Source organism: Candidatus Pantoea edessiphila (genome assembly GCF_002933335.1).
Classification (GTDB): Bacteria; Pseudomonadota; Gammaproteobacteria; order Enterobacterales; family Enterobacteriaceae; genus Pantoea_C.
In genome coordinates this window covers 39600-51692 of sequence record NZ_PDKS01000005.1, presented here as the reverse complement: position 1 = coordinate 51692, position 12093 = coordinate 39600, and the positions used below count along the sequence as shown (strand labels likewise).

General features: G+C 27.5%; 10 protein-coding genes. 8 read left to right on the top strand and 2 right to left on the bottom strand.

Annotation, left to right across the window (positions count from 1 at the left end; translation table 11 throughout):
* Positions 1-47 precede the first annotated feature (47 nt).
* Positions 48-860: a pyrroline-5-carboxylate reductase gene (gene proC / locus CRV11_RS03340; protein ID WP_136131920.1), complete on the bottom strand. Its 813-nt coding sequence runs from the start codon at positions 858-860 to the stop codon at positions 48-50.
* Positions 861-1300: 440 nt separating this feature from the next.
* On the opposite strand from proC, the gene brnQ reads away from it, so the two are divergent.
* The 8 genes from brnQ (at position 1301) to thiL (ending at position 9954) form a co-directional block, all read left to right on the top strand.
* Entirely contained in the window at positions 1301-2602 is a 1302-nt protein-coding gene (gene brnQ / locus CRV11_RS03335; protein ID WP_136131919.1) for a branched-chain amino acid transport system II carrier protein, read from the top strand.
* Between the two features lie 536 nt (positions 2603-3138).
* Positions 3139-3471, top strand: coding sequence for a preprotein translocase subunit YajC (gene yajC / locus CRV11_RS03330; protein WP_136131918.1), 333 nt, complete (start codon positions 3139-3141; stop codon positions 3469-3471).
* Positions 3472-3492: 21 nt separating this feature from the next.
* A complete protein-coding gene (gene secD / locus CRV11_RS03325) occupies positions 3493-5337 on the top strand; it encodes a protein translocase subunit SecD (RefSeq protein ID WP_136131917.1) in 1845 nt (614 codons plus the stop codon).
* A 10-nt stretch (positions 5338-5347) separates the two neighbouring features.
* Entirely contained in the window at positions 5348-6289 is a 942-nt protein-coding gene (gene secF / locus CRV11_RS03320) for a protein translocase subunit SecF (RefSeq protein ID WP_136131916.1), read from the top strand.
* A gap of 548 nt (positions 6290-6837) precedes the next feature.
* Positions 6838-7974, top strand: coding sequence for a bifunctional diaminohydroxyphosphoribosylaminopyrimidine deaminase/5-amino-6-(5-phosphoribosylamino)uracil reductase RibD (ribD, locus tag CRV11_RS03315; RefSeq protein WP_136131915.1), 1137 nt, complete (start codon positions 6838-6840; stop codon positions 7972-7974).
* Positions 7975-8013: 39 nt separating this feature from the next.
* Positions 8014-8490, top strand: coding sequence for a 6,7-dimethyl-8-ribityllumazine synthase (ribH, locus tag CRV11_RS03310; RefSeq protein ID WP_136131914.1), 477 nt, complete (start codon positions 8014-8016; stop codon positions 8488-8490).
* 20 nt (positions 8491-8510) lie between these two features.
* Positions 8511-8930: a transcription antitermination factor NusB gene (nusB, locus tag CRV11_RS03305; protein WP_136131913.1), complete on the top strand. Its 420-nt coding sequence runs from the start codon at positions 8511-8513 to the stop codon at positions 8928-8930.
* Between the two features lie 49 nt (positions 8931-8979).
* Complete coding sequence (gene thiL, locus CRV11_RS03300; RefSeq protein WP_136131912.1) at positions 8980-9954, top strand: thiamine-phosphate kinase; 975 nt, start codon at positions 8980-8982, stop codon at positions 9952-9954.
* 31 nt (positions 9955-9985) lie between these two features.
* Here the strand turns inward: thiL and dxs are convergent, their stop codons facing one another.
* Positions 9986-11857: a 1-deoxy-D-xylulose-5-phosphate synthase gene (gene dxs, locus CRV11_RS03295; RefSeq protein WP_136131911.1), complete on the bottom strand. Its 1872-nt coding sequence runs from the start codon at positions 11855-11857 to the stop codon at positions 9986-9988.
* Positions 11858-12093 lie beyond the last annotated feature (236 nt).

Sequence of the window (12093 nt, the reverse complement as noted above, 5' to 3'; positions counted from 1 at the left end):
CTGATATTTGGGAAACACTTAAACTAATCATATATAGTTATATTAATTTAATAACTTCTGCTTAATTTTTTAGATTTTTTTATACACTTTTGCACTGCTCTCATAACAGCAGATCGAAAATTATTCTGTTCTAATGCTGAAACTGCTTCAATTGTTGTACCTCCTGGTGAACATACCATGTTTTTTAACTCTCCAGGATGTTTCTTGGTGCTTAATAACATTTGTGCAGATCCTTTTAATGCTTGAGCCGCACATTGATAAGCTTGTGAATATGTCATTCCACTTAAAACTGCAGCATCAGCTATTGCTTCTATAAAAATAAAAACATATGCAGGAGCGGAGCTACTGATACCTATCACGGAATGAATTAACTCTTCACTAACTATAATGGTTTTACCAAAGCTTTTAAATATATCTGTAATTATATTAATATCAAATTGATTTAATATTTTATTTGGTGTAATTGAAGTCATTCCTTCGCCAATACTTGAATTAATGTTAGGCATAGCTCTAATAATTTTCTTATTGTTGCCAATTATTTGTTCTATTTGATTAATAGTAATACCAGCTGCTACTGATATCAGTATTGTATTTTGCTTAATGTGATGAGAAATGTTTTTTAATACTTTTAGTAAAGTATTAGGTTTTAATGTGAGAAATAAAATGTCAACCTTCTGTGCTAAGCATACATCAGTATCAGTACAATTAATATTGTATTTAGCACTAATTATTTTATTAGTAGTTGATTTGTGGTCATGAATCCATATTTTACTAGTTGAAATACATTCGCTTTTTAATAATCCTGAAATAACAGCTATTGCTATATTACCGATACCAATGAAACCAACTTTTTGTTCCAATTGAATGTCCTCTTATTTCTTAAATTTGATTTTTTCTAAAAAATTAATATTATTAAATTTATAAATTCTAATTCTAATAATGAAAATTATATTTGTAATAAAAATTATATTTGATATATTAATACGTCAAATATCGTATATAGATTTCATAAAAATTTGCAAGTTAGATTTCATAAAAATTTGCAAGTAAAGAAATTAATATTTTATTGATCATACAGTAATTTATGCTACAAGTATTTAACTAAATCATTATATCTCAATGATTATAGTATAATTAAGAGTAAGAGATAGGGTTTTATAATTTAAAATTCAAAAATTATCTATTTTAATTTAAAACATAGATTATACCTAAAACATAGATTATACCTATTAGTAATTTATAATTATACTAATTAAGGTAAAATCATTTCCACATAATGGCTCAAATAATAAAAAATATTATGAAATATAGTTTGTCCTTTAAGGATGTTGTAGCTTTAGGTTTTATGACTTTTGCTTTGTTTGTTGGAGCTGGCAATATAGTTTTTCCTCCCATGGTTGGTATTCAATCAGGTGAATATTTATGGATGGCAGCTCTTGGTTTTTTAATTACTTCTGTTGGTTTACCAATTTGCACCATAATTGCAATATCAAAAGTAAATGGAGGGATTGAAGTACTTAGTAATCCTATAGGTAAAACAGCTGGTTTTATATTAGCAATTATTTGTTATTTGTTAATTGGACCTTTATTTGCTATACCACGTACTGCAACGATTTCTTTTGAAGTAGGTATAGCACCTCTAATTACTAATAATAGTATTATTCCGCTACTATCTTATAGTTTGATTTATTTTTCATGTGTGTTTTTTCTTTCTTTATATCCAGGTAAATTATTAGACATAATCGGATATGTACTTGCCCCAATAAAAATTATCGCATTAATCGCTCTTAGTCTTTCAGTATTAATATGGCCTGCAGAAAGCAATGTATTAACATTAGCAACTAAAGACTTTCAGCAATCGGCATTTTGTAGCGGTTTCCTTAATGGTTACTTGACCATGGATACGTTAGGCGCATTAATATTCGGCGTTGTTATCGTTAATTCAATTAAATCTCGAGAAATCAGTGAACAGAAATTATTGGTGCGTTATACTACAATGGCGGGGTTAATCGCTAGTATTGGTTTAATTATCGTGTATTTGTGTCTTATGAAATTAGGTTCTAGCATGAGTGGGCTAGTAAATCAAAGTGCAGATGGTGCAACTATTCTAAATGTTTATGTTCACAATACTTTTGGAAATTTTGGTAGTATATTTCTTACATTACTAATTTTTATTGCATGTATAGTAACTGCTGTAGGTTTAACCTGTGCTTGGGCCGATTTTTTTTCAAAATATTTTAATAAAATATCATATAAATTACTATTATTCTGCTTATGCATTTTTTCAATGTTAGTATCTAATCTAGGATTAAATATTTTAATAAAGTTTTCTATTCCAATTTTAACCATAATTTATCCTCCTTGTATAATGCTAGTAATACTAAGTTTTACTGAAAATTTATGGTATAAAAACAGTAGGATTTTTATACCAACCATATTTGTTAGTTTAGTTTTTGGTATTTTAGATGCTATAAAGTCTACTGATATTAAAAACAAAATCGTTTCTTTTATTCATATACCTTTAATTAATGAAATTTCTTGGTTAGTACCAGTAATAATAGTTTTAATTGCTGCTATTTTAGTAGATCGTATAAAGGGTTAAAATTTATATTGTTATATTTATATGAATTATCAATAAGTAAATATTAAAAATTGGATAAAATATTTTTCGAATATAAATATTTATGTTAGTTAAAGATTTTAGTTTACAACTACCTATATCTTTATATTGTATATTTTCCTATAAAAATTGACTAATTGCATATTATTATTGATTGAAGTTACTGATATTTATATAAATCATCTTAAGTTTGATGACATATTAAATAAAATTAATCCTAATAATTTATTAATTATTGAATAATACTTGTATCATCTCATCTAGTATGTTTTTATATTAAGTGGAGAGAAGGTAGGGATATCAATAAAAAAATCTATAAGTAATATAGAATATTTTAGGTACAATATTAAATTATATGCATAATTTGCATTATTAGCTTCTAATTTATGATATGCAAAAATATTTTTTAGAAAAAACTAGATAAATTCGCAAATAAATTTTATCATAGGTTAGTTAAATTAATCTAATTATTATTAATAATACACAAATACCAATAATTTTTAACAGAGGTATATTTAATGAATTTTTTAATTTCTGATGCATTTGCTACAACAGGAGCGCCTTTTCAAAGAAATTATTATTCTTTAATAATTATGCTATTAACTTTTAGTATAATTATTTACTTTATGATCTTACGTCCTCAACAGAAACGTATAGAAGAATATAAAAAATTAACTAATTCTATTTCTAAAGGTGATGAGATCATTACTACTGGTGGTTTAGTTGGTTTAGTAACAAAAATAACAACATTAGGATATGTTACTATAGCATTAAATGAAACTACTGAAGTGATTATTAAGCGTGATTTTATATCCTCTATTTTACCAAAGGGCACCATTAAAAAATTATAATTTATTACAAGAGTAATCACTTTGTTAAATCGTTACCCGAGATGGAAGTATATTGTTTTATTTACAGTAACTTTCATCAGTTTATTATATGCACTTCCGAACTTGTATGGTGAAGACCCAGCTATACAAATTACAGGAAAAAAGGGCAGTTTTGCAGATCAACAATCCGTTGATCTTATTAAAAACACAATGAATGATCACAGCATAAAATATAAATTGATTTCAATGAAAAACGGTGTTGTTACCGTGTGTTTTGATAATATAGATATACAACTATTAGCAAAAGATATTATTACAAAAAGATTGGGAGAAAAATATATTACTGCTCTTAATTTAGTTCCATCAATGCCTAGATGGCTAAATTGGATATCTGCTAGACCAATGAAATTAGGATTTGATCTTCGAGGTGGAGTTCAATTTTTAATTGAATTAGATATAAATAATCTAATAAAGAAAAATCAAAACCATACTATTAATAATTTGCGTGATGATTTAAGAAAACATAATATGCCATATAATACAATATATATGAATAAATCATCAAAAACAGAAATAAATTTTAAAAATTTTCATGACGTTAGTAATGCTTTAGTCTATTTGAGATCTCACTATAACAATCTACTGTTAAAAAACAGTAATAATACTATAATAGTCAGTCTTACTCCTTCTTATATTAATAAATTGAGAGAAAATGCAATTCAACAAAACATTTATATCTTACGTAATCGTATAAACCAAATTGGTATATCAGAATCATCTGTCCAACGTCAAGGTGCTGAATATATTATTATTAATATTCCTGGTATACAGGATACAGCACATGCTAAAGAACTTATAGGAACAACAGCAACTTTAGAGCTCCGTTTGGTAAATACTAATATTAATCCCATATTAGTATCTAAGGACATCATACCATTCGATTCTGAAATAAAGTATATGAGTGATGGTAAACCAGTTGTTTTGCATAAAGATACTATTTTAACTGGCGATCATATTACACATTCTAATTCTAGTATTGACGAGTATGGCAATCCTGAAGTCAATATTACATTAGATAGTGTAGGTGGAGATATAATGTCTCTATTTACTAAACATAATATAGGCAAATTTATTGCAACTTTATTCATAGAATATAAAGATAGTGGCCTAAAAGATTCTAAAGGCCATTCTATTTTACTGAAAAATGAAGCAATAATTAATATTGCTAACATTAAGTCAATGGTAGGTAGTAAATTTAGTATATCAGGAATCAAAAACTTAAATGCAGCACGTCAACTTTCAATATTACTTCGAGCAGGAACTTTAGTTACTCCTATTCATATTATAGAAGAACGTATTGTTGGACCTAGTATGGGACAACAAAATATTATTAAAGGATTTCAAGCATGTTTATGTGGTTTAATTGCTTGCACTATTTTTATGCTCTTATGCTATAAAATATTTGGAATCATTTCTATCTGTGCATTATTAATAAACTTGATTATTATTATTGGAGTTACATCAATTTTACCTGGTATAACACTTACTATGTCAGGTATTGCTGGAATAGTATTAACTTTAGCAGTATCTATAGATGCCAATATTTTAATAAATGAACGCATTAAAGAAGAACTTTATATTGGATATTCTATCCAACAAGCTATTCGTAGAGGTTATCAAAAAGCATTGCCAAGCATAATAGATTCAAATATAACTACCTTAATTAAAGCTGTAATTTTATATTCCCTAGGAACCAGTTCTATTAAAGGTTTTGCCATAATGACTATTATAGGTATAATGACGTCAATGTTTACTGCTGTTATCGGTACTAGAACAATAATAAATTTGATCTACGTTAATAGAGAAACTAATAGATTATCCATATAGGACTATATAATTGATACAAATTAGTGATATTAGTAAATCATATGAAGGATATAAAACTATTGATTTCATGCGTTGGAATAAATTAGCATTCCTAATATTATTATTCCTAGTTATATCTTTTATTTTTATTATTTATATTTTTAATTTTAATTGGAGTATTGATTTTACAGGAGGAACTGTAATTGAAGCTAATTTTGAAAAATCAATTGATACTGATCAGTTACGTGATCAATTGATAAAGATTGGTTTTAACTCACCTATAGTTCATAATTTAGGTGATAGTAAAAGCATAATAATAAAAATTAGACCACAATTGGATTTAGAAAGATCTAAACAATTTTCTAGTAATCAAATTATTTCAGTAATTAAAAGTATTACAAAACAAAAAACAACAATTAATCGTATTGATTCTGTAGGACCTAGTATAGGTTCTGATTTAACATTCAATGGATTTATAGCACTTTTATTTGCAATAGTAGCCATTTTTTTATATATAGGAATCCGTTTTGAATGGTATATAGCATTTGGCACGGTAGTAGCTTTATTAAGTGATTTAGTTATTACCTGTGGGATACTATCTTTATTATGCATAGAAATTGATTTAACTATTATTGCATCACTTATGTCTGTAATTGGTTATTCACTTAACGACAAAATAGTTATTTCTGATCGTATTAGAGAAAATAGCCGAAAAATGCAAACCACATCCTATTATGATATTATCAATATTTCTTTAAATCAAGTACTAAAACGCACATTAATGACATCCTTTATTACTTTAATAATTGTTTTAATTTTATTGATATTTGGAGGATACTTACTCAAAGGATTTTCATTAACTATGGTTATAGGTATTATTGTTGGAACAATATCATCAATTTATATTTCTCTATCTTTAGCGTTAATAACAAGTATTATAAAGAATAAAACATCCTATTCATTTTACCAATAGTAAGTAGATATAGTTTATTAGTAATTACCAATGAAATTGGTATAGTTTCACTAATATTTTTCTAGCGCTAACTGTAGTATATTTTTTAATATAGGTAGTATTTTTTATATCATATAATTTTAATATTATATAATTGCATTTATATGTTTGTATTTTTAATTAATTATAATTAATACTTTTGATAAGAAATAATATCTAAAAATGTTTGGATGATTTACTGATAATAAAGTAATTAATTATATTTTATATCGAATTATTTTAATGAATTAAAGAAATTATTATTCAATAATAGGTTTATTCATTAATCAAATCAAACACTTTATATTTTCTAATTAGTAATGTTTATAAATTGAGCAATTCTGTTATATACACTTAAAGTTAAATTAACTTAAATAATAAAATATAAAACATCAACAAATTTTATTATTGTTTTAGTTATAATAAATTTTAATTTTAAAATTAAATAACATTAATTATATTATTTTTTATATTGAATAATTAAAGATGTCTTTAATTATTCAATTAATAAGTTATAGGAGTTCATTTATTTGCCAGATAAAGTATTTATGTCTCGTGCTTTAAAGTTAGCAAAACGGGGGATGTTTAGCACCGCACCTAATCCAAATGTAGGTTGTGTAATAGTAAATAATGGTAATATCGTGGGTGAAGGATGGCATCAACAAACTGGAAAAGATCATGCTGAAATACATGCATTAAAAAAAGCTGGTAGTAAAGCTCAAGATTCTACTGTTTATGTAACTTTAGAACCTTGCTGTCATTATGGTTTAACAGCACCTTGCTGTTATTCATTAATTAAAGCCGGAGTTAATAGGATAGTATGTGCAGTAAAAGATCCCAATCCAAAAGTATCAGGAAAAGGTTTAAGTCTACTTCAACAAGCTGGTATTACAGTCAACCATGGTTTAATGATGAAAGAGAGCAAAGAAATTAATCGTGGTTTCTTTAAAAGAATGCATACTGGACACCCATGGTTACAATTAAAATTAGGCACATCTCTAGATGGTCGTATTGCAATGAATAATGGGGAAAGCAAATGGATTACTTCACAAGATGCACGTAATGATGCTCAACTTTATAGAGCACAAAGTTCAGCTATCATTAGTACTAGTTCTACTGTTTTAGCTGATGACCCATGCCTTACAGTTCGTTGGTCTCAAATCAAACAAAAAACTAATTTTTTTTCAAATAAAAAACAATTACGCCAACCTTTAAGAGTAATTATAGATAGGAATAACAGGATTACACCTAAATACAAATTGATTAATCAACCTGGTGAAACTTGGTTAATAAGAAAGAAACAAGATGATAATGTTTGGCCTTCTAATGTAATCCAAATAGTATTACCTGATTTCAAGCAAAAAGATAATTTATCTCAAATACTTTCACTGTTAGGTAAACATCAAATTAATAACGCATTAGTTGAAGCCGGTGGGACATTTGCAGGTACATTAATACAATCTGGTCTTATTGATGAATTAATTATTTATATTGCTCCAAAAATATTGGGGGGTGATAGTATTAGTTTTTGTACATTATCAGGTTTGAGTAATTTAAAGGATGTTCCTACATTCTTGTACTCTGACGTAAAAAAAATTGGTAATGATATACGTTTGATATTAATACCAGTAAAATCAAGGAAAAATTTACTAATAACAGACAGATAATACGTGTATAATATATGTTATTAAATAACAAGGATAAACATGAAAATAATTGAAGCTGCTGTTTCGGCTCCTGAAGCTAAGATAGGTGTTGTTATATCTCGTTTTAATAAATTTATTAATCTTAATCTATTAGATGGTGCAATCTCATCTTTAAAGCGCATAGGTCAAGTAAATCATGATAATATCACTGTTATCTGGGTACCAGGAGCTTTTGAATTACCTTTAGCTACAGAAACATTAATCAAAACTAATAAATATGATGCAATAATTGCTTTGGGTACTGTTATTCGAGGACATACTTCCCATTGTGAATATATAGCCAATGAAGCAAGTGCAGGTATTGCTAGAATATCAATAAATAACAATATACCAATTGCTTTTGGGTTGTTAACTACTGAAAATATCGAACAAGCTATTGAACGTTCTGGTACTAAATTAGGCAATAAAGGATCTGAAGCAGCAATTACCGTACTTGAAATGATTAATGTATTAAAAGCTATCAAATTAATTATCTGAAATTAAAAGGATTATACTTTATGAATATTGTTTATCGTCGTCGTGCTCGTGAATGTGCTGTCCAGGCACTTTACTCATGGGAAGTATCTAAAAATGATATATCTGAAGTAGAATTATATGTGTTAACAGAACAAAATATTGCTGATGTTGACGTTAATTATTTTCATAAATTATTATTTGGAGTAATAAATAATAATTTTTATTTAGATCAACTAATGAAACCATATTTATCTCGTCAGTTAGAAAGTGTAGGAAATATTGAAAAATCTATTCTGCGAATTGCTCTTTTTGAAATTAGCAAATGCAGTGATATGCCCTATAAAGTTGCAATTAATGAAGGGATTGAATTAGCAAAAACATTTGGAGCTCAAGACAGTCATAAATTTATCAATGGAGTATTAGATAAAGCTACTTTACAATTTAGATCAAATATTAAATAATTTAAATTATTAATTTTTTTATATATTTATTAAACAGAGATTTATTGAAATGAGTTTTGGTGAATTTGAATTAATCAAAAAATACTTCAATTATAAAAAAAAATATCACTGTGATTACATCGAGTTAGGTATTGGTGATGATTGTGCATTAATCAAACCACCAGATAATCAAATTTTAGCATTTAGTACTGATACATTTATTGCTAATGTACATTTTTTGCAAAATGTTCACCCTTCTGATTTAGCTTATAAAACATTATCTGTTAGCATCAGCGATTTAGCTGCTATGGGAGCTAATCCAACATGTCTAACATTATCAATAACTTTGCCTAAAATAAATAATCAGTGGCTATTTAATTTCAGCAAAAATCTTTTCAAATTTTTAGATTATTATAATATGCAATTAATTGGCGGTGATACTACACGTGGACCACTAAGTTTAACTTGTAATGTTTTTGGTTTTTTGCCAAATGGTTTTGCTATAAAACGTTCAGGAGCAAAATTAGATGACTTGATATACGTTACTGGTACTTTAGGTGATAGCGCAGCTGGTTTAAAATTACTACAAAATTGCATAAAAATAAAAGATAATAAAGTATATAGGTCATTAGTTAAAAAACACTTACGTCCAGTACCTCGCCTTATACAAGGAAAAGCATTACGTTGTATTGCATCTGCTGCAATAGATATTTCAGATGGATTAATATCAGATATTAAACATATTTTGAATAAAAGCAATTGCGGTGCTTATATTAATATAGATAATATTCCATTATCAACCAATTTGGTAAAAAATTTTAAATTTGAGCAAATATTATACTGGGCTTTAGCTGGAGGGGAAGATTATGAACTCTGCTTTACTATTCCTGAATCCAATTGTGATCAATTAAATATAGCTTTCAGTAATTTTAAAGTACCTTACACCTGTATTGGTAGAATAGTACATAAATCAAAAGGATTAGTATTATTTAAAAATGGTCAACCTTTAAAATTTCATTATAAAGGTTTTGATCACTTTATATGAAAGAATAAAAATGTATATTATGTTTATATAATTAACAACTATTTTTTAACCATTCATCAATTTGCTTTTGTATACCATAAGCATCTAATTTGTAGTCTTGGCGAATTTCATCTTGACTACCTTGAGGAATAAATTCATCTGGTAATCCGATATTTAACACTGGAATTTTTAATCTTTTTTTCATTATAAATTCATTGACCCCACTACCGGCACCACCTTTAATACTCCCTTCTTCTAAAGTAACTAAATCTTCATGACTAATTGCCAGTGTGTAAATTAGTTCTTCATCCAGTGGTTTCACAAATCGCATATCTACTAAAGTTGTATCTAATATTTCTGCAACATGAATAGCTTCTATTAATAGTGTTCCAAAATTAAGAATCGCCAATTTTTTTCCTTGTCTTTTAATCACACCTTTACCTACAGTAATTTCTGTTAATGGTGTTAACGGGATCCCAATTCCACATCCTCGCGGATACCTTACAGCTGTTGGTCCTTTTCCATATGTATAACCTGTATAAAGCATGTGCCGACACTCATTTTCATTACTAGGGGTCATTATAACTATGTTTGGAATGCACCGTAAAAAAGCAAGGTCAAATACACCTTGATGCGTCGGTCCATCAGCACCCACAATTCCTCCCCTATCAATCGCAAACAGTACTGGTAATTTTTGAATCGCTACATCATGAATTACTTGATCGTAAGCTCTTTGTAAAAAAGTAGAATAAATAGCTACAACAGGCTTATAACCACCAATGGCTATTCCTGCAGCAAATGTTACTGCATGTTGTTCAGCAATTGCTACATCAAAATATTGTTTTGGATATTGTTGCGAAAAGTTTACCATGCCAGAACCTTCACTCATAGCAGGTGTAATTGCTATAAGTTTCGGATCTGTAGATGCAATTTCACATAGCCAATTACCAAAAATTTTTGAATAGCTCGGTAAAGATCCTAAATGTTGGGGTAAAGTACCACTTGTAGGATCAAATTTAGGAACAGCATGCCATGTAATTGGATCCCTTTCAGCAGGAGCATATCCTTTTCCTTTTTTTGTAATTACATGTAGAAATTGAGGACCTTTTAATTTGCGCATATTTTTTAAAGTACTAATTAAATTTAATACATCATGTCCATCAATAGGCCCTATGTAATTAAATCCCAATTCTTCAAAAAGTACTCCTGGTGTAGTCATGCTCTTTAAATATTCTTCAGTACGCCTAAATATTTCTTTAATAGGTGGTAATCCATTAAGTATTTTTTTACTGCTTTCTCGAAGTCTAGAATAAGTTTTGCCGGAAAGAATTTGTGCTAATCTGCTATTAAGAGCACCTACATTCTTAGAAATAGACATTTTGTTATCATTTAAAATCACAAGTATATTTGGTTTAATATCACCAGCATGATTCATTGCTTCAAAAGCCATTCCAGCTGTAATTGCACCATCACCAATAATACATACAATATGCCGTCCGTTATTTTCATATTTTTCAGTTATTGCTATACCTATTCCAGCACTAATAGATGTAGAGGAATGTCCTACACTTAAAACATCGTATTCACTTTCTTCTCGCCAAGGAAAAGAATGTAATCCATTCCTTTGTCTAATAGTATTAATAAAATCACGTCTGCCAGTTAAGATTTTATGGGGATAAGCTTGATGACCTACATCCCATATTAAATAGTCAAACGGTGTATTATATACATAATGTGATGCAACTGTTAATTCGATAACTCCTAGACCAGAAGCAAGGTGCCCGCTAGAATGGCTGACACTACTTAATAGGTATTGACGTAATTCATCACATAACTCTACAAGAATTCCCATTGGTAAAGTACGTAATTCTTGAACTGTTTTTGTTAATGATAGTATCGGATATTTTATATTATCAAAATTCATGAAAAACTCATTTAATACTAATAATTAATTCAAGTTATAATATTTAAATATAATGAAGGAAATATAAAAATTCTATGAATAATATTCATTATATTAAAATTAATTTTAATATATACTGTATATTGTGAAAAAAATATTAATTAAATGCAAAAATTTTTGCATTTTAAATTAAAAAATTATTTTAGATAAATTTTGTTATTTTTATTAGAAATTTAAGTTCATTTTAATAGAAATCT